Source organism: Tolypothrix sp. VBCCA 56010 (assembly GCF_050875635.1).
Classification (GTDB): domain Bacteria; phylum Cyanobacteriota; class Cyanobacteriia; order Cyanobacteriales; family Nostocaceae; genus Hassallia.
Genome location: NZ_JBPAOH010000003.1, coordinates 1 through 24,764, shown reverse-complemented (window position 1 = coordinate 24,764; position 24,764 = coordinate 1). Strand labels below are relative to the sequence as shown.

29 protein-coding genes and 2 pseudogenes are annotated in these 24,764 nt (G+C 43.1%); 23 read left to right on the top strand and 8 right to left on the bottom strand.

The features are described from left to right. Nucleotides 1-70 precede the first annotated feature (70 nt). The 3 genes from AABK37_RS01405 to AABK37_RS01395 all read left to right on the top strand — a co-directional run bounded on the left by AABK37_RS01405 (nucleotide 71) and on the right by AABK37_RS01395 (nucleotide 4,756). Nucleotides 71-763, top strand: coding sequence for a cyanoexosortase B system-associated protein (locus AABK37_RS01405; RefSeq protein WP_432549832.1), 693 nt, complete (start codon nucleotides 71-73; stop codon nucleotides 761-763). 363 nt (nucleotides 764-1,126) lie between these two features. Then, complete coding sequence (locus tag AABK37_RS01400; RefSeq protein WP_432549831.1) at nucleotides 1,127-2,485, top strand: polysaccharide biosynthesis/export family protein; 1,359 nt, start codon at nucleotides 1,127-1,129, stop codon at nucleotides 2,483-2,485. 120 nt (nucleotides 2,486-2,605) lie between these two features. Then, a complete protein-coding gene (locus AABK37_RS01395) occupies nucleotides 2,606-4,756 on the top strand; it encodes a GumC family protein (RefSeq protein ID WP_432549830.1) in 2,151 nt (716 codons plus the stop codon). Between the two features lie 3 nt (nucleotides 4,757-4,759). Here the strand turns inward: AABK37_RS01395 and AABK37_RS01390 are convergent, their stop codons facing one another. Further along, nucleotides 4,760-4,999, bottom strand: a complete 240-nt coding sequence (locus AABK37_RS01390) for a hypothetical protein (RefSeq protein ID WP_432549829.1) — start codon at nucleotides 4,997-4,999, stop codon at nucleotides 4,760-4,762. On the opposite strand from AABK37_RS01390, the gene AABK37_RS01385 reads away from it, so the two are divergent. Further along, the gene (locus AABK37_RS01385) at nucleotides 5,000-5,149 is read left to right on the top strand and encodes a hypothetical protein (RefSeq protein WP_432549828.1); all 150 of its coding nucleotides are present in this window, start codon (nucleotides 5,000-5,002) and stop codon (nucleotides 5,147-5,149) included. On the opposite strand, the gene AABK37_RS01380 is transcribed toward AABK37_RS01385, so the two are convergent. The 3 genes from AABK37_RS01380 to AABK37_RS01370 form a co-directional block, all read right to left on the bottom strand. Then, nucleotides 5,129-5,803 carry a rhomboid family intramembrane serine protease gene (locus tag AABK37_RS01380; RefSeq protein ID WP_432549827.1) on the bottom strand — a complete coding sequence of 225 codons (675 nt, stop codon included), beginning with the start codon at nucleotides 5,801-5,803 and terminating at the stop codon, nucleotides 5,129-5,131. The two genes, AABK37_RS01385 and AABK37_RS01380, sit on opposite strands and share 21 nt — an antisense overlap. A gap of 184 nt (nucleotides 5,804-5,987) precedes the next feature. After that, nucleotides 5,988-6,710, bottom strand: a complete 723-nt coding sequence (locus AABK37_RS01375; protein ID WP_432549826.1) for a rhomboid family intramembrane serine protease — start codon at nucleotides 6,708-6,710, stop codon at nucleotides 5,988-5,990. Nucleotides 6,711-6,835: 125 nt separating this feature from the next. After that, complete coding sequence (locus AABK37_RS01370; RefSeq protein WP_432549936.1) at nucleotides 6,836-6,916, bottom strand: MEKHLA domain-containing protein; 81 nt, start codon at nucleotides 6,914-6,916, stop codon at nucleotides 6,836-6,838. On the opposite strand from AABK37_RS01370, the pseudogene AABK37_RS01365 reads away from it, so the two are divergent. After that, a pseudogene (locus AABK37_RS01365) lies at nucleotides 6,910-7,185 on the top strand (hypothetical protein); the annotation flags it as partial. The gene AABK37_RS01370 and the pseudogene AABK37_RS01365 sit on opposite strands and share 7 nt — an antisense overlap. 840 nt (nucleotides 7,186-8,025) lie before the next feature. Here the strand turns inward: AABK37_RS01365 and AABK37_RS01360 are convergent. Next, on the bottom strand, nucleotides 8,026-8,415 hold the full coding sequence (locus tag AABK37_RS01360) for a hypothetical protein (RefSeq protein ID WP_432549825.1): 390 nt from the start codon (nucleotides 8,413-8,415) through the stop codon (nucleotides 8,026-8,028). Nucleotides 8,416-8,692: 277 nt separating this feature from the next. Between AABK37_RS01360 and AABK37_RS01355 the strand changes: the two genes are divergently transcribed. Both AABK37_RS01355 and AABK37_RS01350 read left to right on the top strand, forming a co-directional pair. Continuing rightward, complete coding sequence (locus AABK37_RS01355) at nucleotides 8,693-8,890, top strand: helix-turn-helix domain-containing protein (RefSeq protein WP_432549824.1); 198 nt, start codon at nucleotides 8,693-8,695, stop codon at nucleotides 8,888-8,890. A gap of 119 nt (nucleotides 8,891-9,009) precedes the next feature. Beyond that, the gene (locus AABK37_RS01350; protein WP_432549823.1) at nucleotides 9,010-9,759 is read left to right on the top strand and encodes a Uma2 family endonuclease; all 750 of its coding nucleotides are present in this window, start codon (nucleotides 9,010-9,012) and stop codon (nucleotides 9,757-9,759) included. Nucleotides 9,760-9,780: 21 nt separating this feature from the next. Here AABK37_RS01350 and AABK37_RS01345 read toward each other — a convergent pair. After that, nucleotides 9,781-10,350: pseudogene (locus AABK37_RS01345) on the bottom strand (Uma2 family endonuclease). Between the two features lie 142 nt (nucleotides 10,351-10,492). Continuing rightward, the gene (gene uvrB / locus AABK37_RS01340) at nucleotides 10,493-12,490 is read right to left on the bottom strand and encodes an excinuclease ABC subunit UvrB (RefSeq protein ID WP_432549822.1); all 1,998 of its coding nucleotides are present in this window, start codon (nucleotides 12,488-12,490) and stop codon (nucleotides 10,493-10,495) included. Nucleotides 12,491-12,836: 346 nt separating this feature from the next. Here uvrB and AABK37_RS01335 point away from each other — a divergent pair, with 346 nt between their 5' ends. From AABK37_RS01335 to AABK37_RS01315, 5 genes are all read left to right on the top strand, one after another. After that, complete coding sequence (locus tag AABK37_RS01335; RefSeq protein WP_432549821.1) at nucleotides 12,837-13,190, top strand: hypothetical protein; 354 nt, start codon at nucleotides 12,837-12,839, stop codon at nucleotides 13,188-13,190. A 333-nt stretch (nucleotides 13,191-13,523) separates the two neighbouring features. Continuing rightward, a complete protein-coding gene (locus AABK37_RS01330) occupies nucleotides 13,524-13,706 on the top strand; it encodes a CsbD family protein (protein WP_432549820.1) in 183 nt (60 codons plus the stop codon). Nucleotides 13,707-14,134: 428 nt separating this feature from the next. Next, nucleotides 14,135-14,578 (top strand): hypothetical protein, encoded by a 444-nt coding sequence (locus AABK37_RS01325; protein ID WP_432549819.1) that lies wholly within the window; start codon nucleotides 14,135-14,137, stop codon nucleotides 14,576-14,578. A 182-nt stretch (nucleotides 14,579-14,760) separates the two neighbouring features. Beyond that, nucleotides 14,761-15,285, top strand: coding sequence for a hypothetical protein (locus tag AABK37_RS01320; protein WP_432549818.1), 525 nt, complete (start codon nucleotides 14,761-14,763; stop codon nucleotides 15,283-15,285). An 896-nt stretch (nucleotides 15,286-16,181) separates the two neighbouring features. After that, complete coding sequence (locus AABK37_RS01315; RefSeq protein WP_432549817.1) at nucleotides 16,182-17,330, top strand: PEP-CTERM sorting domain-containing protein; 1,149 nt, start codon at nucleotides 16,182-16,184, stop codon at nucleotides 17,328-17,330. Here the strand turns inward: AABK37_RS01315 and AABK37_RS01310 are convergent. Then, on the bottom strand, nucleotides 17,283-17,501 hold the full coding sequence (locus AABK37_RS01310; protein WP_432549816.1) for a hypothetical protein: 219 nt from the start codon (nucleotides 17,499-17,501) through the stop codon (nucleotides 17,283-17,285). The two genes, AABK37_RS01315 and AABK37_RS01310, sit on opposite strands and share 48 nt — an antisense overlap. Before the next feature lie 67 nt (nucleotides 17,502-17,568). On the opposite strand from AABK37_RS01310, the gene crtA reads away from it, so the two are divergent. From crtA to AABK37_RS01255, 11 genes are all read left to right on the top strand, one after another. Next, entirely contained in the window at nucleotides 17,569-18,435 is an 867-nt protein-coding gene (gene crtA, locus AABK37_RS01305; protein WP_432549815.1) for a cyanoexosortase A, read from the top strand. Further along, nucleotides 18,435-19,088, top strand: coding sequence for a cyanoexosortase A system-associated protein (locus AABK37_RS01300; protein ID WP_432549814.1), 654 nt, complete (start codon nucleotides 18,435-18,437; stop codon nucleotides 19,086-19,088). The genes crtA and AABK37_RS01300 overlap by 1 nt, the downstream gene beginning before the upstream one ends. Before the next feature lie 146 nt (nucleotides 19,089-19,234). Then, nucleotides 19,235-19,954 carry an HpsJ-like protein, cyanoexosortase A-associated gene (gene hpsJ-A / locus AABK37_RS01295; protein ID WP_432549813.1) on the top strand — a complete coding sequence of 240 codons (720 nt, stop codon included), beginning with the start codon at nucleotides 19,235-19,237 and terminating at the stop codon, nucleotides 19,952-19,954. Between the two features lie 687 nt (nucleotides 19,955-20,641). Next, a complete protein-coding gene (locus tag AABK37_RS01290; RefSeq protein ID WP_432549812.1) occupies nucleotides 20,642-20,995 on the top strand; it encodes a hypothetical protein in 354 nt (117 codons plus the stop codon). Between the two features lie 111 nt (nucleotides 20,996-21,106). Beyond that, nucleotides 21,107-21,487, top strand: coding sequence for a YtxH domain-containing protein (locus AABK37_RS01285; protein ID WP_432549811.1), 381 nt, complete (start codon nucleotides 21,107-21,109; stop codon nucleotides 21,485-21,487). An 11-nt stretch (nucleotides 21,488-21,498) separates the two neighbouring features. Continuing rightward, nucleotides 21,499-22,050 carry a DUF948 domain-containing protein gene (locus tag AABK37_RS01280; protein ID WP_432549810.1) on the top strand — a complete coding sequence of 184 codons (552 nt, stop codon included), beginning with the start codon at nucleotides 21,499-21,501 and terminating at the stop codon, nucleotides 22,048-22,050. A gap of 3 nt (nucleotides 22,051-22,053) precedes the next feature. Then, the gene (locus AABK37_RS01275; RefSeq protein WP_432549809.1) at nucleotides 22,054-22,200 is read left to right on the top strand and encodes a hypothetical protein; all 147 of its coding nucleotides are present in this window, start codon (nucleotides 22,054-22,056) and stop codon (nucleotides 22,198-22,200) included. Between the two features lie 5 nt (nucleotides 22,201-22,205). Next, nucleotides 22,206-22,355, top strand: a complete 150-nt coding sequence (locus tag AABK37_RS01270; RefSeq protein ID WP_432549808.1) for a hypothetical protein — start codon at nucleotides 22,206-22,208, stop codon at nucleotides 22,353-22,355. Nucleotides 22,356-22,515: 160 nt separating this feature from the next. Then, the gene (locus AABK37_RS01265; RefSeq protein WP_432549807.1) at nucleotides 22,516-23,325 is read left to right on the top strand and encodes a TPM domain-containing protein; all 810 of its coding nucleotides are present in this window, start codon (nucleotides 22,516-22,518) and stop codon (nucleotides 23,323-23,325) included. 117 nt (nucleotides 23,326-23,442) lie between these two features. Beyond that, nucleotides 23,443-24,072 carry a precorrin-8X methylmutase gene (locus AABK37_RS01260; RefSeq protein WP_432549806.1) on the top strand — a complete coding sequence of 210 codons (630 nt, stop codon included), beginning with the start codon at nucleotides 23,443-23,445 and terminating at the stop codon, nucleotides 24,070-24,072. A 42-nt stretch (nucleotides 24,073-24,114) separates the two neighbouring features. Beyond that, nucleotides 24,115-24,729 (top strand): AAA family ATPase, encoded by a 615-nt coding sequence (locus AABK37_RS01255; RefSeq protein WP_432549805.1) that lies wholly within the window; start codon nucleotides 24,115-24,117, stop codon nucleotides 24,727-24,729. Nucleotides 24,730-24,764 lie beyond the last annotated feature (35 nt).

Genomic DNA, 24,764 nt, shown 5'->3' with positions numbered 1-24,764 from the left:
TGTCAAGATTACTGAACTCAGGAAGTGATTTAGCAGGTAAAATTTTGCGTAAGTATTGCAAATTTTACTTATGATATCCTTTTCTAAATTACTCAAAGAAAACCAATTTCCTAAGCTAGCAGCGCTTTTGTTGTTACTACTACTGCTGGTGATAGGAGCTGTTCCCGGATACTTGACAGGACACTGGCAATGGCAAAAGCTGCCTCCTATCACCAGTATCAAGCAGTTGAGACAGTTGCGGCAGCAAGGGTTAAACCTTCCTGGTTGGGAAACAATTGAAAAAAGCCAACAACAAATTGGCGGACGCAAATGGTTAATGCAAATCAACAAAAAACAAGGCACACAAACTCAGGCTATCTTGCTTTTGCTGCCGCAAACTGATTCCAAAAATCAACCAGAAGTAGAATGGACAGAGATTCAAAGCTGGCAGCAGTGGAACGTAGCTCAATTTCGTCCGGCGGAATTTACGGTAAAACTTGCATCAACCGAAGTTAAAGTCGAGGCTCAATTTTTTCGCGCCTCCACAGATAAGCAAACATTTGCGGTTTTGCAATGGTATGCTTTCCCTAATGGTGGAAATCCATCACCTATACAGTGGTTTGTGGCAGATCAATTAGCACAGTTACGCAAGCAGCGTGCCCCTTGGGTTGGCGTGAGTATTATGATTCCGATGGAACCTTTGGGGCAGGTAGAAACAACTTGGTCTTTAACCAAGTCTATTGGCGAAACAGTCCAACGGGCATTAATGGCGGCTTTTTTATAAAAAAGTTAGGAGGCGCAAAGTTAAGAGTTAGGAGTTAAGAGTTAGGAGTTTGGAGTTTGGAGTTTGGAGAACTCGATCGCTTTATGGGTGGAGTTTCAATCTTTATATTTATTAATTTTTTCTCGTCCACTCATAGATGAGGCTTTAAACCAATCTTTATGGTGTCAGTAACATACCTATTCCCATCTAACTTCTGACTTCTGACTTTTGACCACTTCTTTATCAAACAGGTTTCGCTCTTAGGTAATGCAAAAAAAGATAAATTGTATAAAAATACCTGTGATTAAGAGCGGACACTCAGAGTATTTCGAGAGTAAAATAGCGAGTCGGCGTAGCATTTCTTAACTTAGCTTGATTGCATCGATGTTCATAGTTACCGATTCTTGTAGGCGTGTATTTAGCGCTTTGTGTCTTGTTAGTCTTCAGGTAGGGGTGTTCTGTACAATATCTGTCCCGGATGTTGTGGCTCAACCTTTACCCTCCCCAAGACAGGGGCAAGGGCAACCTCCCTCACCCCCGTCGAGTGTTGATTTTGCACCTGCGGGTTTAAACGACGGAATATCACCCCAACTCGGTCGCTATCTTTTAGGACCCGGAGATGTATTGGGGATAACGGTTCAGCGTCCTCCAGGTCGCTACCGCTTAGGACCTGGAGATGTAATCAGCGTTGTGGTTCAGCGCTTTTCCGATTTGAGTTTTCAAGCGCAAATAAATCCCGAAGGCAATATTACAGTGCCACTACTGGGAACCTTGTCGCTACAAGGTTTAACTTTACAACAAGCAGAAAGAAAAATTCGCTCTGGTTTAAATCGGTTTGTAGTCGATCCAATTGTCGCTTTATCACTGACAGGGCAACGTCCTGAGTTGAGTTTTCAAGCGCAAATAAATCCCGAAGGCAATATTACAGTGCCGCAATTGGGAACAGTTTCGGTACAAGGCTTGAGTTTGGAAGAAGCTCAAGAAAAAATTCGCTTGGGTTTAAGTCGCATTTTGGTCGATCCGGTTGTGGCAGTCGGGCTGGCAGGGGCGCGACCAGTTCAAGTTACGATTAGTGGCGAAGTGCCGCGTCCAGGAATTTATCCTATCGCTTCGCCGACACCCCGTCTTGGTGATGCGTTGCTGATAGCTGGGGGTTCGACACTAAACGCAGACCTGCGACAAGTGCAAGTGCGGCGGAAGTTAATTGATGGTTCTATAATTTCACAAACTATTGATTTGTATGCCACGTTGCAAAATGCTAGCTCATTACCTAATTTACGGCTGCAAGATGGTGATGCAATCATTGTACCGCGTCGAGAAATTGGTGCTGATGACGGTTATGACCGAAATTTAGTAGCTCGTTCAACTCTAGCTCAACCGCAAATTAGAATCCGCATTTTAAACTATGCGGCTGGTGGAATTGGCACTCAAACGCTACCTAATGGTAGTAGTTTTATAGATGCTTTAGGAGGAATTAATCCGGATACTGCCAATCTCCGAGACATTGCTCTTGTTCGCTTCGATCCGGAACGAGGTAAAGCCGTCACCCAGAGACTTGATGCGAAAAAGGCGCTTTCCGGCGATGCGTCTCAAAACGTGCCGCTGCAAGACAATGATGTTATTGTTGTAGGTCGAAACCTTATCGGTAAAATCACTAATGTTTTAAGTACGATTACTCGACCTTTCTTTAATGTTGAAAGCTTTATCCGCTTCTTTGACACTTTTAGCGGTGACAGAAGGTAGTTACTTTGTTGCTTGATTGCTGTTGATCGCAAAACTTGTTTAAAGTAAGTAAAAGATGTGATTTATCTGGTTCGTGCTTCTGCCTTTCTGCTAAAACCTGCCTAAGAATTGATTATTGTCATGGCTCCACCGATTGTTAAGCGCTATCTTATTGCTTTTGATAAATACAAGTGGATTGGATTAGCCAGTTTTGGTTTAGTTGTAGCGGGGTCAACTCTGGTAGCTGTGCAACCAGATCCAGCCCCTAGCTATCTAGCCAGTGCTGCACTTGCCTACACTCGTCCGCCAGTTTCTTTCTCAGCAACTGGTACGCAAATCCAGCAGCAAGGGCAAGAACTCAGCCAGGAAATTTTGCTGTCAGACCAGATAATTGAATCTGTGGCAACGCAAGTAAAGGTCAAGCCGAAAACAATTGGTGAAAATGTGGCGCTTAGTGTTCCCCAAGCAGCCAAGGAAGGAGAAGCAGCAGCCCCGGCAATTATTCAAATCAAATATAAAGATAGTGACCCAAAGCGGGCACAAGAGACTGTGCTGGCGTTGATGCAAGCAATGGTCAAGTTAAGCGGTGAGATTAATACTGGACGATTAAAGGCAATTATTGCCAAAATTAACGAGCGTTTACCACGAGCGAAGGTAGAATTGCAAGCTGCTGAACAGAAATTAGAAAGGTACGATCGCCTGCAACGACCTGCTATATTAGCTGCTGAAAATGGCAGTTTGCTGGCAGCAGTTACCACCAGCCAAGGTCAGCAACGGCAAATTCAATTAACGCTGTCTGGTATTGATGCTCAAATTGCCAGTTTGCAAAATAAGCTGGGGTTGACAGTTAACCAAGCTTATGTATCTTCGGCTTTGAGTGCCGATCCGATTCTTGCGAACTTGCGAGCGCAAATTTATCAAACTGAGTCGCAAATTGAATTGCTTAGAAAAGACTTGCGCCCAGAACACCCAACAATGATTGGATTGCGACGTCAGAAAGAAACTTCCGAAAAACTGTTGCAACAACGTGCAGCTGAGGTTGTAGGTGGTGGCGGTACGGCTGCGGCTTTGACTCCTAACTCTGGGGCTATTCGTAGCAATAGCAATTTAGACCCAGCCCGCCAACTGTTGGCAAATCAACTGGTGGCTTTGGAAACCCAACGCGATACTCTCCGAAAGCAACTAACTGACGAAATCAAACAAGAGGCGCGATTGCGGCAGGAGTATTCGTTAATACCTAATAAGCAACTGGAGCGATCGCGTATAGAACAGGAAATTCTCCTCAAAAAAGCCGTCTATGACCAAATGCAAACAAAGCTAGCTGATGCGAGAACCGCAGAAGCAGAAACTGTTACTAGTCTCAGCATTGCTAGACCACCAGTAGTCATTAGCGACCAAAAACCGCCTAAGAATGTGCCAATTACTTTAGGTGTAGGTGCAATACTTGGATTGTTGGTTGGTGGTGGGGTGATATTTTTGTTGGGAGCGCTGGAAGGGACTTTCAAAACCAAAGAAGATATCCGCGACAACCTCAAACAACGAGAAGTCAATTTGCTGGGCGAATTGCCTTTAATGCCAGTTGATGATTTAAGTTTAGATGCAGTGCCAACAATACTTTCTGCGGAGTCTCCCTATTTAGAGTATTATGAAAAGTTCCGCAGTAATCTGCGCCGCATTGGTGGGAAAAACTTGAAGGTGGTATTGATTACTAGCACCAGCAGTTTGGAAGGAAAAACGGTGAGTGCTTATAATTTGGGCATTGCCTCTGCCCGTGCTGGCAAACGAACTTTGATTATTGAAACAGATTTGCGATCGCATAGCCGTTGCCAATCCCTCAATGTTACTCTCGATGCCGATGCCACTGTTGAACCCCTACGCTATTACGGCAGCTTGAGCGAATGTATTTATTTAGTCCCCGGAGTCGAAAATTTATACATTGTTCCTAGCGCGGGTCCTGTGCGCCAATCTGCCGCTATTTTAGAATCTAGCGAAATGCGAAAGCTGATGGAGGATGCTCGCCAACGTTACGATTTAGTAATTTTAGATACTGGCACTCTCAGTTTATCTAATGACCCCTTGTTAATTCAACCTTACAGCGATGGCATAGTGCTGGTAACACGACCAAATTATACACAAGAAAACATGCTTGGTGAAGCTGTCGATCAATTAACTGAATCTGAATTGGGGCTATTGGGAACCGTTATTAATGGCGCTGATATCATCGTTTCTATGCCTCAACCAATTGCACCACGAGTCTATCCACCTGAGGAACGAGAAGTGTCTGTTGGGTGATGTCTAGGGGGAGAGGGGAGTGGGGAGTGGGGAGTCACCAGTGCGTTGGACGGGTTCCCCGGCAGCCGTGCACCTGGCGTTGGGGAGTGGGGGGAGGGGGGGATGGGGAGATGGGGAGATGGAGAGACAAACTCCCCCTGCCACGCCAGATGCTTCACTTGGGGAAACCCCAAGACCGCACTGGCTCCCCTGCAAGAGTGCCTCCTTGTCCTCCTTGTCCCCCTGCCACGCCAGATGCTTCACTTGGGGAAACCCCAAGACCGCACTGGCTCCCCTGCCACGCCAGATGCTTCACTTGGGGAAACCCCAAGACCGCACTGGTTCCCCTGCCCCCACTCCCCCACTCCCCCACTCCCCCACTCCCCCACTCCTCTACTCACTTTGCCTAAATAAGCCAAACACAGGACCGAGAATTATCCCGAAGACAAAGCCGCCGATGTGTGCCCAGTAAGCAACTCCGCCTGATTCTACACTCATGTTGGCGGCTTGTTGCAGGCTGGCTAAACCAGATATAATATTCTGGACAAAGAAAAGCCCGATGATTACCAGTGCCGGAACTCTGATGGTGGTGACGAAAAATCCTAAGAAAATTAAGGTAACAACTCTCACATGGGCAAAGCGGATTATGTACGCACCTAAAATTCCGGCGATCGCACCACTTGCCCCCAAAGATGGAATTTGCGAATTTACCCCCACAAACCACTGGCACATAGCAGCTAAAGCGCCGCACGCCAAATAAAAAATTATATACTTGAAATGACCCAAGCGGTCTTCAATATTGTTGCCAAAAACCCAGAGATACACCATATTCGAGATTAAGTGCCACCAGCCACCGTGTAGAAATTGTGACGTAAATAAGGTTGTCCATTCTTGGGCAAAGTTGGTGGTTAATTCTTGTGGTATCACCGCATACATCTCTAAAAATGGCTCTAATGCTTGTCCTGACAGACTGATTTCATGAAGAAAAACTAAGATGTTCATCCCAATCAACCCGTAGGTGATATACGGGGTGATTCGCGTCGGGTTTTCGTCGTAAAGGGGAAACACAGGTGTTTTTCCTTATTATTGATTAATTGCAATATATCCTGTTTGTCTTGCCGTTGTTAAAGGGTGCGGAATTTCACTGGCTGGTAAGTAGGTTAGTATAATAATGAAAGTTTGTAGTCAGCGCTTCAGCGCTTCAGCGCTGACTACGAGTAAAGTTTATGCTGAGTTGTCAATTTGCTTTATTTCACTGTCTGTACAAATAATCGTCGTTAGATTTATCGCTAAACAAACCTAACACAGGACCGAGAATCGCTCCAAACACAAAACCGCCGGCGTGTGCCCAGTAAGCAATTCCGCCGTTTTCCATACCGATGTTAGCCGGTGTTTCTAAACTTGCGACTCCGTAGAAAGCTTGCTGGAGAAACCAAAATCCGAGAAAGAAATAAGCTGGAACCCTAAAGGTGGGGAAGAAAAAGCCTAGAGGAACTACACCGAGAATTTCCGCTTGGGGAAAGCGGAGAATGTATGCACCCAGAACGCCGGCGATCGCTCCACTCGCACCCAAAGATGGAATATTAGAACTTTGTGAAAAGTACCACTGGCTTAACCCTGCCAAAACACCGCAAGATATATAGAAAAGCAAATATTTGAAATGCCCCAATCTGTCTTCAATGTTGTTGCCAAAAATCCAGAGAAACAACATATTACCGCCCAAGTGCAACAAACCACCGTGGAGAAATTGGGAAGTAATCAAGGTTGCCCACTCTGGAACTGGTTGATTTACAGGAATTCCGGAAAAACTGGCGGTTAGTTCTCGCGGTACTATAGCTGCCAAATGTAAAAATCCATTTAATGCTTGGGGAGGAAGACTTGATTCATAAAGAAAAGCAAGGACGTTGGCAGCAATCAGCCCATAAGTGACATAAGGCGTGATTGTTATCGGATTATTGTCTCTAATTGGAACCACAAGCTTTTTTACTCATTTTTGATAAACTAGCCTCACAATACAGAATTTTTTACATAGTTTCTTCTAGCCAGTGGGCAGATTTTGGATTTTGTCGTGTAGGTGCAAAATAACATCTAATTGCACACTTAAATAAATTTATACTGTGAGAAGAAGGCAGCTTGACCACAGTACCGATTTTCCCCATCTATGACATTCCACAGAAGCACGTTTTCGATTTGAGATAGATTTGACGGTGAACGCCGAAGATGTAGAAGAAACAGTGTGGCGATATCTCTGCATTGCAAGGCTTGCGGGTGTGGCAGAGGCACGCAATTCTCTATTAATGGTGAAAAATGACCCGCGACGGGTAATGCCAGGCGTTTACGATTTGTATGCGGAAAATTGTACGCCAGATGATATTTTAAGTGTTGGTGAATTAGAAGGCGATGTCTCACGACAAGCCCAACGGGAGAGGGAGTTCGCAATCGACGGTTGATCGGAGCCACTGCGCTATATGCGGGTTCCCCGGCAGACGCGCTCATTGGCGTCCTTTCCCTGCGACTCCCTCACCGCTGCGCGTCTACGCGGCAAGTTTTACAGTCATCTTTATCTAGGATTGTATTACGAGGCTCACAATAATGTTGAAATGGCTTGTAAATACATAGTTAAAGCTGCCGACAGATACAAAATTGATGATTATATGTGGCATCTGGCGCAGGTACACAAAACTTTACGCGAATGGTGATAGGAAGTAGGGAAGTGCAGATGTTGTTATTTCTCGATTTACAGCCATTTTCAGATGTATAGACCACAGTAGAGACGTTCGGTCTAAAACGTCTATGCGTGAGAGTTAGTAGTCCGTAGGGTGCGTTAATGTAGTAACGCACCCTACATCTATTGCACCATAATGTTTCACTCTAGTTAGTTATTGGGGTGCGCGATGCCTGCGGCGGCTCAAGGGTTATTGACTCGTAGTTACGTAGATTTTTAATCCGCTTGTAGGTGATGTTTTTAATCGGCACAAAAAGCCTCACTTGATAAAAATCTCACTTCAAATCTTCCCGCCGGATTAGTTTGTCGGAGTATACTTGCGTAACAAGTGGCATCGTACATAGTCTTAAATCGACTAACAATCCTAATTTCTTTTTCTTTGAAAGTAAGTACAGCCCAAGGCGTTGACGTAAGCGAATTGGGTTTTTTTGTGTCTTTTTGTCGTGTTTTATTCATTGGTAGTCCCGTGAGGAAGGGGGATTAAAGCTAATCCCCCACATTAAACCTTGTAATTGCAGTAGTCATTTGAAAAAGAAAGCGGCATTATTTTTTCATAGGCGAGTCCTCAACGTACAACTAAACTTTGTTGGGGCGGGGTGAGGCGACGAAGCGCCCGTTTGAATCTCGTGTTAAAACGGGCGTCGGCGCGGGGTAATAGAGGTAATGTCTTATACCGCTGTTTTGGTTGTTTGGGTTTTGGCGGTGGTGGATTAATTTCTTCCCAGTCGCGCTTTAAAGATTCCGCCAAACGTGGATTGGAACGCAATAGCATAGAGTGACTTCGATCCAGATAAATGGTTAAAGTCTCGATTTGTTTTTGAAGTTCCTCAACTTGTTTTTCAAGTTGGCGTAAGCGTTTACTTTTGGTGATGTACTTTCCTTTTTGTTCCATAAGGTTTAAAAAGTGCAGCCGGCTGCGAGGCGTGCGCGATCGCTCTCCATTCCTTCTTTTCATGTGTAAACCTACACAAAGGCGCGTGAAACTGTTCGTCGAGACACTACCCCAACGACTAAGTAAGTCGGCGGAAAAATTTAGATGTATGTAACGAAAAGTTAAGGAACGTGGTTTGAGTAAAATTTAACACGCTCTGTAGTGTAGTTTCCTCGCTCCCCTCTGGTTTTAACTCCGTTAATTACAGCGTAGGCAAGGTCTAACTCATCCAGGACTTACGCAACGCCGCGCTGTCGCTTGTGCCAGTTGCGTAAGTCCTGAGAGCTAGAGGTTCCTTTCCTTGGGCGATCGCGTGCGTCAAGCAAGAATTGCTGACAATCGTTCGCTAGCGGAGATTTGCCGTCAGATACCTATGACTACGATGAACTGGTATAGGATTGAAGCTGAAGAGACTAAAGCTTTACCAATAGAGACATTAAGACGGATAGAGGAAGTGTTAGGCGTTGACTTTGGGGTGAAATTTGATGATGAGTCCTAAGTGTTGGCGGAGCAACTATATAGTACATTATTACTATCTACAACGATGTGAGTCTCCCTTCTTAGTGCCAACTACACTGATATCAGCCTGAAAACGCCAAATATAGAGGTACTGTAAGCATGGTACAACAACTAACGCCGGACACAGCCGCTCTTGTCATCTACCCTGAAAGCGACGGTCAACCGATGGCAGATAATACCGAACAATTTCAATGGAGAGTAAAAATTAAAGAAAATTTAGAAATCTTATTCGCATTACAGGATAATGTCTTTGTGGCAGGTAATTTACTTTGGTATGCTGTCCAAGGCGATGTGAAAGTCCGACAAGCACCTGATGCAATGGTTGTGTTCGGTAGACCAAAAGGAAAACGCGGTTCATATAAACAGTGGGAAGAAGATAATATTCCCCCACAGGTGGTATTTGAAATTTTATCGCCCGGTAACAAAACTAAAGATATGGCAAATAAACTGCTGTTCTATCAACGCCACGGTGTAGAAGAGTATTATATCTACGATCCACAGACGAATGAATTAACTGGGTTGCTGCGTGAGCAAGAGAATCTAGAAGTTATTGAAGAGATAAATAATTGGGTTAGTCCTCGCTTAGAAATACGTTTTGAACTTACAGCGAATACTTTGGAAATTTTCTCTCCCTCAGGACGAAAGTTTCTCACTTCTGTAGAACTAGATCAAATACGAGAACACGAAAGACAACGCGCTGAAGCTGAACGTCAACGAGCTGAAGCTGAACGACAACGCGCTGAAGCTGAACGTCAGGACAAAGAAGCAGTGCAGCTTCAGTTGGAGGAAGAACGACAGCGCTATCAAGATTTGTTAAGGCGACTGCAAGAAAGGGGAATTGATCTGTGAAAATATCTGAGTAGAAGAGTGCTACCACACTTTATTTAAATTCAACTCAAACCCAGGTAAAACATCTTCACCGGATACAGTTGTAGGAGATTGCAATATTTCTACCTCTTTCTCTAAACGATAAATTTCTACTGTTTTATTCTTCGGGTCAAGCAACCAACCTAAACGAACCCCGTTGTTAATATACTCTTGCATTTTTTCTCTAAGTTTTTTCAGGGAATCACTACTAGAACGCAATTCCACGACAAAATCAGGTGCAAGAGGAGAAAATTATTCTTCTTGTTGAATCTGGGTTAAAGCCTCCCATTTTTCATTACTTACCCAAGAAGCATCGGGTGAGTAAACTGCACCATTAGGCAAGGTAAAACCACTGGAAGAGTCAAATACAATACCATTATTTGTGCGATCGTTCCAATTCCATAGTTGAGCATTCAAACCAGAGTTTTTCTTACCTGTCCAAGGATATGTTGGAGGCATAATTATGACTTCTCCAGTCGCAGTACGTTCTAACTGCAAATTTTGATTAGCTTGGCACAGTTCCTTAAATCCCTCTGCACCCAGATTGGGGATATTCAATGTGATAGCGTTCATCAGCTTTAAGAGTGAGGTTTTGTCCTTAATAGGAATGAGCGCTTTCCTAAAGTCTTGTAGGGGCAATTCATGAATTGCCCTTACGTAAATTCAAGCTTTGACGACATGAGTGCGCTCATTCCTACTTAATTATAAATTTGGCTTAACGTCCCACTAATTTATCGCGCAAATTCTTAATACGATCGCGCAATTTTGCTGCTTCTTCAAATTCCAATTTCTTTGCCGCTTCTTTCATCTGTGCTTCTAGCAAAGTAATCAAATCTGGAATTTGTTCTAACGGTAATTCGTCGATATGTTCATCTACCGTTTCTAACTCAGTTGCATTCAACCGCCGCGATACTTCCAAAAATGACAAAATCGCATTACTCGATTTTTTCACAATCGGTTGCGGTGTAATGTTGTGCAGCTTGTTGTATGCTGTTTGAATACCACGCCGCCTGTCAGTTTCGTCAATTGCCTTAATCATGCTATCTGTGAGATTATCAGCATACATGATTGCTTTGCCGCGAATGTGACGCGCTGCTCTACCTATAGTTTGAATGAGCGATCGCTCTGCACGCAAAAATCCTTCTTTATCTGCGTCCAAAATCGCCACCAGCGAAACTTCCGGTAAATCCAAACCTTCCCGCAGCAAGTTCACCCCAACCAACACATCAAATTTACCTTCGCGCAAATCCTGAATTATCTCAATTCTTTGAATTGAATTAATCTCAGAATGCAAATATCGCACCCGAATCCCATTATCTTCCAAATACTCAGTTAAATCTTCCGCCATCCGCTTAGTTAATGTGGTAATTAACACCCGTTCGCGAAGGTCAACTCTATCTTTAATTTCTCCTAACAAATCATCAATTTGTCCTTCTGTCGGACGCACAACAATTTCTGGGTCGATTACTCCGGTTGGACGAATTACTTGTTCCACCACATGACTATCAGAAACTTCTAATTCCCAATTTCCCGGTGTCGCAGAAACAAAAATACATTGATTCACCTTTTCCCAAAATTCTTCTGCTTTCAAAGGACGGTTATCAGCAGCACTGGGTAAACGAAATCCATGCTCAATTAAGACTTTTTTCCTCGCTTGGTCGCCGTTGTACATGCCGCGAATTTGTGGCACAGTAACGTGAGATTCATCGATTACTAACAGCCAATCTTTAGGAAAATAATCAATTAAAGATTCTGGAGGTTCTCCAGCTTGTCTGCCGGCTAAGTGGCGAGAATAGTTTTCTACACCGTTGCAATAACCGACTTCGCGCAGCATTTCCAAATCATAGCGCGTCCGCTGATCTATCCGTTGCGCTTCTAATAATTTTCCGGCTTCTTCTAATTCGGCTTTGCGTTGTTTTAATTCTGCTTGAATTTCATCACAAGCGATTTGCAATCTTTCTTCTGGAGTGACAAAGTGACGCGCTGGATAGATATTCACCGCTTGTATACTTTTAATGATTTCACCCGTCACCGGATCGACGTAACGAATTGCGTCAATTTCATCGCCAAAGAATTCAACGCGAATAATTCTATCTTCGTAAGCTGGACCAATTTCTAAAACATCACCTCGAACGCGAAATTTACCGCGACCCATTTCTATATCGTTGCGGCTATATTGAACTGATGCTAAATCTCGTAAAATCTCGCGTTGATTAACTTCCATACCCACTTGAAAGGGAATGGCAGCTTTGAGGTATTCTGAGGGAATTCCTAAACCGTAGATGCAGCTGATGGAAGCAACAACGATGACATCGCGACGTTCAAAAAGCGATCGCGTCGCTGAGTGACGCAACATGTCAATTTCATCGTTAATCGAAGCTGTCTTTTCTATATATGTATCGGTGACGGGAATATAAGCTTCTGGCTGATAGTAGTCGTAGTAGCTGACGAAGTACTCGACTGCGTTGTGGGGAAAGAATTCCCGCAACTCGTTACAAAGTTGTGCGGCGAGGGTTTTATTATGCGCTAATACAAGTGTGGGTTTCCCTACCTTCTCAATTACTGATGCGACTGTAAATGTCTTGCCTGTTCCCGTCGCTCCCAGTAAAGTTTGATAATGGTTGTTAGCTTGGATACTCGTGGTAAGTTGGGCGATCGCTTGTGGTTGATCTCCTGTCGGCACAAACGGTGCTTGAAGACAAAATTCTGTCATACAAATGTACTATAAATACCCTATCTCATGGTAGCGAATACACTGTGTTTTACGTTGAGTACTAACCGAACGCGATCGCACACCCGAACGATAAACTTAATAAAACGTCACTTTTTATTACAAAAATTTACTATTTAAATTTACTTATATGTATCTTTTGAATAAATATATATCCATAGCAACTTTTTTAAGGTTACACTTTAAATATTAAGGAAAAATTCATTTTTTCACTAATTATTGTAAAATTTACTTAACAATCGAGAGGGGGTTAGGTCATGAGCGTTAGTAGTACTGGTAAAACATCAGTCCTAGACAAAAGCTTGCAAAGCTAAAGGGAGACACGACAGTGGAAGTTAAAAATAACCAAGGTAATAGCTTGAATACAGATGCAGAAAAGCAAGATAATAAACCAGTGAAGCTAGAGTCACCAAATGTAGAAGTTCATGACACACTAGCTATCTCTCATGTACGTCCAACTAGCGCGGGTGATTTGCATGTTGCTCATACAATGAACGCTTCCGGAATTCGTCCAATTGGTGAGAATACAATGGAAATTGTTGAAAGTGTTTACGATTCTGGGATTCGTCCAATCACCTCAAGTGGATTAGTAATTTCGCAAACTTACTCGGCAATGGGCGATCGTCCAGTAGCATCAAATACGATTGACGATCCAGATAGTATAATGGGTTTTCTGGATTAAATAAAAATAATACTTAGAACTTTATCAACTCGGTTCCGCAGAGAAACCGAGTTTTTTATTAAATAGCTAAATAGTTAACAATTATTCAGATCCCCGACTTCTCGCTCGAAGTCGGGGATCTACTTTAAACAGATTGCTATAGCTATATTTGTTCTTAGTACCTTAGTTCTTGTTGATTTTCTTATCTCCCTCTTTCAGCATAGATAACTAATATATCTTGTGACGGAAGGCTACAGTAAAAACATTAAGGTAGTTTGTAATAGTGATAAAAAACAATTTCAAAGTTCTCAATAAGCTTTGAAATAAAAACTATTCTTCATAAGGACAACAAAAATGAGCATAGAAGATCGCGCTAAAGCTGCTGCTAAAAATGTAGAAGGTAAAGCTCAAGAAGCTCTAGGAAATGTTACCGGCGACCCAGAAGATAAAGCAGAAGGCAAAGCAAAGCAAGCCGAAAGCGAAGTACGTCACGGTGTTGAAGACGTAAAAGATAACGTCAAAAAAGCAATTGACTAAGCAGAATGCTTTTGTTTGAAGGTCTGTAGGATAGGGTGCATTCCCTGACTGGATGGCTGAAAAACGTAAATCCCCACACTCCTTTTATCCCCCTTGAATGGGGGATAAAGGTGCAAAGGATAGATGTGCAGACTAAATTCAAAAATTAAGGGATGCTTACTACCAACAGCGATTTTCAGATATATAAATTACTGTAGAGACGTTTCGGTGAAACGTCTCTGCGGCAGTAATGCAGTTTCTTAATGTGAAAATTGTTGTAATGAATAGACCTGCAAAGTAATAAATTCATCAGTTAAAGAAGAAATATAGCAATCCTAAACGAATCGTAAATATAGTGTAGTTGCTAGAAAAACATGGGTTTAAAAAACCTTAGATAGGATTACTATATTTTGTCCGATCGCAAATGTAATTTTTGGGAGGATACAAAAATGATTCTGCTTCAGCGGGGTCGGAAAATCTTGACAGCTTTTGTCTTGATTTTAGTTCTGACAATAAGTACTGCTTGCAGTAGCGGTAATGTAGCACAACTTGACCGCACAACTAATCAACCAGCAATTGGTACAACTACAGCTTACGCCGAACTAGAGCGAGGAAATACCCCCACAGGACAAACCTTTGGTGACTGGGTTGTGCAATCATCGAAGGGATTAATTCGTGATGCTTACGTGCGTGATAATAACAAACTAGGTGTTGTGATTTCCCCTCAAGTTCGTCCTAACGAAGTGCGAGACTTGGCAAAATCTTTAGCGCAAGGTTTCCGGAAGAATTTCCCCAATCAAGACTTAACAGTTTTGGTTTATGCACCTGATAAGAAATTGATTTTGACGACTAAGTATGATGTTCAGACCAATAAAATTGAGTATAACGCCTAATTACTCGATATTGGTCATGGGGAACGCGGTAATTGGTAATTGGTAATAGGTAATGGGTTTTTACCAATTTACAATTACCAAGAAAAAATCAAAGCAAGCAACATAAATGCACGTTAATTAGTTGCTGCGTGGAAATTTGACAAAGAAAGCTATGAGCTTTCGGAATAATGGAGGTAAGTAAAGTGTCAAGTAGCGATCAGTACAAGCGTCAAATAATGAACGACTTGGCTCAGGGAAATGTAGAATCGTTGGATGATGCGCCAGTAGATCCATCAAAGCAATATCAAAACTTTGACGATTTTGCTCAACGGACAACTACAGATGAACGTCGTCAGATGTTTGGTAAATCTTTGCATCCCGATCGCATTCCAACCAGCCAAATGGAACCGGAATTGCAGAAGGCGATCGCGCAAATTAAACCTAACGAACGCGATGATGTAGCGCGATCGTTTTTCAAACACCTCAAGCAAAGAGGATTGGACGAGCGTCATCTAGAGCAGCAGCTTGGACTTTCCACTCATCATGCCGGTCGCATGAGCGCTGATGATGTCAGCAAACTCGCATCCTTCGCATATCACAACCATCCCGACATATTCCGCGAAGTCCTAGCCGAGCAACCAGGTATTCTCAAGTTTCTCAGCAACCCCGTCGTCGCAGCCGTTTTGGGAATCGCAGCAGCCAAATGGCTGGGTGGTCATCACAAATAATAGCTTCCTTTTTGAGTTGTGTGTAAGTTGTGATTAAATAAGGTGGGGTATAATATCCCACCTTAATTTTTTTCGTAGTAAGCACGGAGAGTGCTTAAAACAGATACAAGTATAATCTGGTAGGGTGCGTTATGGACGGAACGTCCTAACGCACCGAAAATCTAGGATGGTGCGATCTTCCTACGGCATAACACAACGCCACTTGCAGATAGCGCGGGAAACCCGACGGCAGGTGCTATAACGTTCGTGACCTCACGAGCGGGTTCGCTCCTTGCCGGCACGAGGGAAACCCTCCCTTTCTCGCTGGTCTCACCGCAACGCACTGCCTCCGCAACGCAGTGGCTCCCCTACAAAACTAGGGAAAATTAAGGTTTTTGAAGCCTGCCTACGCAGGCTTTGTACGTATAGCCGCACCCTTCTAGGGTGACGGCGTTGTGGTGCAACATGTAAGTATGAAAACGCACATTAGAAAATACTAAGTAATTTACTACAATTTAAAGAGTATTCACACAAATTTTATACAACAAACAACTAAATTTAGGCTACAACCCTTATAAAATCTAACTTTTGGTAGGTGAATATATCTAAAAGTAACCTCCACTAGTTTAAAGATTTCATTAAGACAAGCCTCTACTAGTTGATTTTTTCTACCTAACTAGCAACACTGATTACTGTGCAACTCGAGAAGAAACACTGAAGACATCGCCAGCAACTCGAAGTCAAAGCCAGATTAAAGACTTAAGTCGTATCTGCGCTTTCTTGTGACAAACAGCACCCACCTATCGCCGCGTAAATGCCTCTTGCGGGAGTTTGTGCAGCAACTTTGAGATAAAGAGCGAATCTCACTACCGGGTAAATCTACCATCAACCTTTACCTATGTATGGAAGTGAGTTTAATGACAAGATTTCAAGTTAGAAAGAAGTTACGCAAAGCTGGTTCTAAAGCAAAATCTATTGCTGTGGGCGCATTTAGCATTCAGATGGGGAATGTCCCTCAAAGCAAATCCAGACTGGGAATACGGAAAACTAGTCTAAAAACACTTGCAGTACTAGGTGTCGGTTTTGGATTCGTTGGCTCAAGTTTGCCAGCATCCGCAGCCTTGATAGCTCGTGATACCTTCCAAGATGCGGCACTCTCTGTAGACGCTTTTGGTAGCACCAGCAACAACGGCTCATTGCAAACAAACGTACCTGTAGGTGCAACTATCCTCAAAGCCTACCTTTATGCGTCTTCTGTTTGGGATTTAAGTCCTGTAAATGATGTGAAACTGAACGGGAATTTGTTGAAGGTTGCTGACTCAAACTTGCTTATACCTGACGCGAACCCAGCAACTACCAGAGTTTGGGATGTCACCAACATCCTTGGTACGTTGGGTGGTTTGCAGAATCATACTATTGAGGAGCTAGGAGACAATGATGGAGAAACTTTGGTTGTAGCTTATAAAGATGCCAGCACCACTGGCTTCTCGTCTTTTATCCTTGATGGGGAGCTTGCTACAGGAGGTGATACAACAAGATTTAATTTTGCTAAACCTTATAGCGGTGGCGATTTCTTGACATCTCTCTCCAGTAGCTACAGCTTTCAACCATCTGGTCAGTTCACCACTGTAGACGTGACGACAAACTCTACTACTTCTCGTCGCTTGACCAGCTCTGCTGGTGGTCAAGATGATGGGGAGGGAGCTAATGGTGCTCTAATCACCGCCGGCGGTATTGGCGATAGTCCTACTAACCCAGATCCGTTTGCCTCTGATTCTGGCGGTCCTCGCACTGATGATGAACTTTATAATCTAGCCCTTGGTAATAGCGCAGATGCCACTCCTTTTATCAAAGCAGGTGATACGTTCGTCGAGTTGAATACTAAAAACCCAAGTAATGATGATAATGTGTATGGTCTGTTTGTAACCAGCAAATTCAAAGCTTCCACACCATCTGAGCCAGTACCCGAACCTTTTACCATCTTAGGTTCATTAACTGCCGGTGGTATCGGTGTAGCTTTACGTCGCAAACGCCAGCAGCAACAAAAAGAAGCCGCCAAAGTCTAACCTAAGTAGGTTTAACAAGCAAATTGGGAATTGGTAATAGCGAATTGGGAATTGGTAATTGGTAATAGCGAATTGGTAATTGGTAATAGCGTGGTAATTGGTAATTGGGAAAGCGTTCTTTTCCCCTTTCCCATGCACCTCTTTTCCCCCCTGAAAATCCCCATTCCCCATTACCGATTCCCCATTACCGATTCCCCATTACCTATTAAATATTAGCTGAAACTGCCGCTACATCTACATGAAATCCATCCACCTGACCCCAGTCAGTCGTTTAAAAAATGCCCAATTCTGGCTATTAGCAATAGGCGCAGGCTTAATTGCAATTCACATAACTTTAACTTGGAAATCAAATATTCCTAGTCTTTTAGGAAGCAGTCTTTTATTTTGGATAGCTGTCTCTTCTCTCATTTGGGAAAAACGCCACAGCTTAAATCTAGAAAGCGGAGTTTTACCCAGCTTTTTGGGTCTGTCAATCATTGCAATTATACTTTTCAAAAGCGCATCTTTAACAAGTTTTGGTGGCTTTCTATTTCTCTCTCCTTTCATTCTTGCCCTTGGTCTTGCCTTGCTAGCTTCTGGCTTTCGCGGATTAAAACAATATAAAGGAGAATTGCTAGCACTGTTTTTTCTTGGCGCACCCAAACTATTACCATCATTCCTGATTAAGCATATAACTTTACTCACGGCAAAACTAGCCGCTTTTATCCTTTGGTACACAGGTTTTGAAATTACTCGCTCTGGAGTAAACATTTATCTGCCAACAGGAAGTATAGAAGTAGCTAGTGGCTGTTCTGGTGTACAAATCATCTTCCAACAATTGGGTTTAGCAATAATTTTTATTTTAATGTTTCCTCTAAATCGGCAGCAAAAAATTCTTGCGCCGATAGTAGCGGCAACTTTGGGATTTATCGTCAATGGGGTACGAGTTGCTGTCATGGGTGTTATAGTCGCAAAAGGCAATCCGGAAGCATTTGAATATTGGCATCATGGAGATGGTTCTTTAATTTTTTCCATGATTGCTGTCATATTTTTTGGTTTATTTTGCTGGTTTATACTAAATATCAATGAAACAAAAAACAAACAGCACAAGTCTTCAATAAGGTGATGATTATTTGGAAACAATTTCGCCTTCCACTTTTGGCTCTCACCTTTAGCGGTGTCTTTTTAGTTTTGGGCAAAGTCATTCTATTTCCCAAAGCCGAAAAAAGCACGCTTACCCCCTTGGTTTTTCCAGATGCAGTACCATTATCAGAATGGCAGTTAAATACAAAATATTCCCAGCCAACATTAACTAAAGAACATTCTAATCTCATTGCCCAAAAGCATTATCAATACATTCAAAAAGACCAGTCCTTAAATATCGAAATGCGCTATGTGACAATTTTTGATGTTAGCAAACTTATCGAAGAATACACTTCGATTTCATCCTCTGCTGCGGTGCGTCAGCAAGATAAAGTAGGTTACTACGGGCTTGGGGTTGACAAAGGACGAGCATATTTGAGTGCCTGTATTAACCCACAAGGGAACAGTACGTTCACTTATAAACAGTTTACCCAAAATCGGTCTTTATACGATCGCCCTACAGAGCGCCTATTACCTTGGTTACTGGGCAAAAAGCCAATCGAAGATAAACGTTGTTTATGGGCGCATTTGTCGATTCCTGTACAGAATTCTACCCCAGAAGCTGCTTACAAAAAACTGGAAAACGCCTGGTTTTCCTGGCATCAATGGTGGCAACCCCGCTTTCCCAAACTTTGAAGTGGATAGTGGATAGTGGTTAGTCGATAGTTGTTAGTGGATAGGTGTTAGGGGATAGTGGATAGTGGTCAAATAACATCAACTAGCAACTAACAAATAACAACTAACAAATAACAACCAACAACCAACAACCAACAACTAACAAAATGACTAAATCAAATAGTGATAGATTTACTCCCATAGTACAAGAGTTACAGGCGTTTGCTTTTAGTCAGCAAGGGTCGATGACTATTTTGCGATCGCTTGGCTATGGTCTGCTATTATTAGCACTTTTTGACATCGTTGAGATGTTTGTTCCACCCAACTTTATGAACCCCGCTTGGGAATTTAAAACTTTTGGAGCGCTGGTTGAACGAGTACCCGTGCCGTTAATCGGTTTGGTGTTGGTATTTTTTGGAGAAATGAATTCGCGAACGAAATGGGAATTCCTTATATTAAAGTTATTATCTTGGTTAACTTTGTTATTTGCCTTATTGTTTTTCTTACTAATTCCTTTAGGAATTGGTAACACTCTCCGGCTCAATAATCAAAGTGCCGCTCAAATTAGTACTTTATCTAAGCAACAAATATCTCAAGCCGAACAGTTTGAAAAGCAACTGAATCAAGCTACACCGCAACAAATTGATAATTTTATCAAAAGCCAAGGTCGCTCATTAGAAGGTAAAAATCCTGACGAATTAAAAACTCAAGTATTGTCACAAGTTTCTCAAGCTAAGAAACAAATTCAAACTCAAGCTGAAGCAACTCAATCTTCTCGAGGTTTAAGTTTAATTAAGTCTTCTGTCAAATGGAATTTGGGAGCTTTAGTTGCTAGTGGTTTGTTTATTAGTATTTGGAGAGGAACTCGCTGGGCAAGAACAAATTGATATTTGTAAGTAATCGGTACAATTAAACATCACTCCTTAAGGTTGGGCAAAAAGCATAAAGCATGGGAAAAAAACAAGTAGGGTGCGTTATAACGAAGTTTAACGCACCATTATTAGTCCAAGCTGCCGTAATGAAATAAGTTAACACACCCGCAGGTGGTTTTATATTTAATTCAACCCACTTACTTACTACATACCAGGTACAAATACAATCGGCTAATCGCAAGCTATAGCACAATACGCTTGGTGTTAGTGTTGTTCGATTCTGGTAAATCCCCCCAACCCACGCCACTTTGCTCAAGTCGAGCCAGTTGCTTGCGTATTTTCCCAAGGCAGCTTTTGGGGGGAAGCTTCCCCCCAAAACGTGCCGCCCCGTTGTGCGGACTGGCGTGGGAAACCCTGACTGTGCAAGTGGCTCCCCTTAAAAAGGGGGGCTTAATTCCCTCCTTTTTAAGGAGGGTTAGGGAGGATCAAGTCTTAATACCAAGCGTATTGAGCTATAGCAATCCTACTTGACTTGTGAGAATGCTTGTATTGCTATCAGCCCGATTTCTTCAAGAAATCGGGCTGATGATTTATTAGTTTATGATTACTGAAGATTTGGATCTATATTTTTGGTGCTGTCGCTATCATTAATAGGGGTTTGTTGAAAACAAGCTCCCTGAAAGCATCTACCCCAGGTAAAAAATGGTAACAGTAGTTGTTATTATTAATACTGTCATTTCCTTAATATTACTTTATATCGCTCGGCGAGTGTGGCAACTTAAAAAGCGGTTGGCGAACATAGCCAATCAGTTAACTGCTGCTGAACGCTGCACTCATGCGGTACTTGACAAAGCACCGTCCAATATTTCTATACGACAGCAGAATATCCACAACTTGCGCCAGGGAAACCACTCGATACAAGTACAAATTCAACAAGTGCGGCAAATCTTCAGCCTGCTGCTTGTGGGACAGCAAATTCACGGGCGCTATTTTGTTAAACGTGGGTTAGGAACAAAATTTAAGAAAAAGATAGTAGTAAAATCAATTGAGAAATAAAGGCAACAATTCCAGCTAGGATATTGTCACTGAAAAAAGATAAGTAAAATTATTTTGACTTGCAAGGCGTGAAAACCCACCTAAAATGGGTGTAAGGAGAAAAATAAGAAGATGTCTAACAACCGTTCTGGAGTATTTATTGGCGGTTTGATGTTGGGAGCTACCATCGGTGCTTTGACCGGTTTACTGGCAGCTCCACGCACAGGGCGCGAAACGCGGAAAATATTAAAGAAATCTGCCGATGCTTTGCCAGAATTGGCAGAAGATTTATCAACAAGCGTCCAGATTCAGGCAGATCGTCTGTCTACCAGCGCAATGAAAAACTGGGATGAGACATTGGATCGATTGCGAGATGCGATCGCCTCGGGGATAGATGCAACTGCGCGAGAAAGCCAAGTCTTGAAGCAAAAAAGCGCACAAGAAAACCGAAGCGCTGCAAAAGTGCAAGTAGAAAATTCCGATTCCCGAACATCAAATCTAGATCGCCCATAAATAGCATAACTGTGATTGACCCCCTGTTTTGGCTGGGACTATCGATTCTTTTGGTCGCCGTTAGTTTAACTGCTGTTTTAATAGCGGCTATACCAGCTTTGCAGGAATTAGCTAGAGCCGCCCGCAGTGCTGAAAAATTATTTGATACCCTCTCACGAGAGTTACCACCGACTCTAAATGCTATCCGCACCACTGGTATGGAAATCACTGACTTGACTGATGATGTCAGTGAAGGTGTCAAAAGTGCTAGTCAAGTTGTTCAACAAGTCGATCAAAGCCTGGATGGTGCCAGAAAGCAAGCGCAAAACGTTCAAATAGGTACGCGCAGCATATTTGTTGGCGTGAAAGCAGCCTGGAAAACGTTTACACGCCAAAAATCTCCCAAACGACAAGTTGACCGTTTGTCACCCAATGCCTCATCAGCGCTGACGTTGCGAGAACGAGAAGCCAAGAGGCAACGCCAACGCAATGACAACAATTACAATGACGCTGCTAACTGGGATTTCGATGATGAAGATTCGTTGCCTCAATCCACTGCCGCTGAGGAATGGTCTGAGGACTAGGGCATGGGGCATCGGGCATCGTCCAAGTGGGCATCGTCCAAGTGGGCATCGGGCATGGAAAGAATCGTATTTATTCACGATGAGCGAACTATTTCTTCTTTAATTCCCAATTCGCTCATGAATGCCCAACGGATCGGCAGGTGCAGATAGCGTTCGTGACCTCCTTTGGGCGCACAGCCAAACCTATTCCCATTGCCCATTGCGATAGGGCCCATTGCCCAATTCCCAATGACGCCAGATGCTTCAAGTCGGGAAACCCGCCCAACGCACTGGCTCCCCAATGCCCCATGCCCATTGCCCATTAAACAATTGCCCATTGCCCCAAAAATGAGGATGTGAAACAATGCTTTGATCTACACCATTAGATTAGAGTAAAGTAAACAAGTGTAAAGAAGTATCACTTTTACCGTATTCTTTTAAAACAACTTCTTTACGTCTACTGTTGAAATTTGTATAAAAACGTCCATGCAGAATTGTTTTTGGCGACGAATTCTGGTATCGATTACTGTATTTTTCTTGGTTGGGTCAATTTGGGTGATGCATTCCCAAAGCGCACTGGCTTATAACAATCCTGAGTTACTACCTGACAAACCAACCCCAGTTGTAGACTTAGCCAAAACTCTCACCGACATTCAAGAACAACAGCTTGTCAATGACCTAAATCAATTTCAAGCTGAAACCGGCTGGAAACTGAGAGTTTTGACTCAATACGATCGCACCCCAGGTCGCGCTGTAATTAAATTTTGGGGTTTGGATGACAAAAGCATTTTGCTAGTTGCCGATTCCCGTGGGGGTAACATCCTCAGCTTTAGTGTCGGCGATGCAGTTTATGAACTTCTACCGCGCACTTTTTGGATCGAATTACAAACCCGCTTCGGTAACTTGTACTTTGTCCGAGAAGAAGGCGAAGACCAAGCGATTCTCCAAGCCTTACAATCAGTTAAAGGCTGTTTGCTTAAAGGTGGTTGCATTGCCGTTCCCGGACTACCACGAGAGCAGTGGATTCTCACCCTGATTAGCTCTATACTTGGTGGGGTAATTTGTGGATTTGCAGGTCAACCCCGCAGCGATAAACAAGCATTTGCTTGGCAATGGGCTTTAATTTTCTCGCCTTTGTGGGGAATTTTGTTTATTGCCTTCGGTATTGGACCAGTAGTAACGCGGACGCAGGAATGGCTACCTATAGTTCGTAATATCTCCGGTTTTCTCATTGGTGCGTTAGTTGCCTATCTCTCAGTTGTTTTCAGCCGGTCTTCTCCTAGTGCTGAGTCCTAACTTTGCTCCTCCTGTACAGACGCGATCGGTCGCGTCTCTACAACTCATAACTCCTAACTCCGCGCCTCTCTATTGCTGATAAGCTGTAAGCTGAAAGCTCTCTTTTTGCTGATACCGATGGAATGGCACGTAACTGATGCTCAAAGTTTGGCAATCATTGATAGTGAAATTGGCGAACATGTCTTTTCACCCGCAGAGTATGAAATTGTCCGACGGGTAATTTACGCTACGGCTGACTTTGAGTATAAGTCTTTGATTCGCTTTTCTGAGCGTGCTTTGCAAGCGGGAGCAGCAGCACTAGCGGCGCGTACCACGATTGTTGTAGATGTGTCAATGGTACAAATGGGTATCGCCCAACACATTCAAAATACTTTTGCCAATCCGGTGTATTGCAGCATGGAAGCGCTGACACGTCCTCAAAAAGACAAAACTCGTGTTGCCTGGGGAATTGAAACTTTAGCTAAACGTTACCCAGAAGGCATTTATATTGTCGGTCAAGCGCAAACCGCTCTCACAGCACTTGTTGATTTAATTGAAGCGGAAGAAATTCGACCAGCTTTAATCATCGCCACCCCAGCCGGATTTGTAAATGTGGATGTGGCTAAAGAACGTTTGCAAGATTCTCTTGTACCTCACATTACAATTGACAGTCGCAAAGGTAATGCTGTGGTAGCAGCAGCGATCGCCGACGGTCTGATAGATTTAGCTTGGCAGGCTTATGGGCAAGATGGAAATCGGATAAATTAAAATGAATTTTAATCTTATTTGTGAAGCGATCGCAATCAATTGATGGTTTACGCTCAAAAACTTACGCAATTCAAGGAGTATGCTGTAAGACATCCCCAGTTGGCGCAGGTTGATATGCATCTAATGCGTGCAATTCGGGAGCCTGCGGGATTTGCTCACGTATTGGTATATGGACCGAGTGGTGTAGGTAAGACGACCATGATACGGCAAATTGCCAGACGCTTAAATGAGATTAATAGTTCGGATACTGCATCCAATGATTTAGGCTACCGCAACGCTCATGTACCTCAGTTGCCCTTATTAATTATGGAAACACGACCACCGGATGAAAAGGTGTTTAATCGAACTGACTATTACCGCACTGCGCTTAAGCTTTTGGGCGAGCCATTTTACGAGCGTCGAATGCTGGTAGATATTGAAGCTACTCAGACATGGGAGAAGAAAGGGCGCGGACGTAGCAAAACAGCACAGTTTAATGATTCTCCACCACAGAACAAAAAGAAGCAGACTCGGAAAAAAACTACCTCTACTGCCGATAAAGAAATTACCACGTCTGCACCATCTGGTTCGAGTATTGACCAAAATAATTTCAGTAGACCGAAAACTTTTGCGATCGCCTTGAAAAACAGATTTAAAATCAGAATGCTGTCTAATTAACTGTATTTTGGAATACATTTGTTCTGATTTTCTGT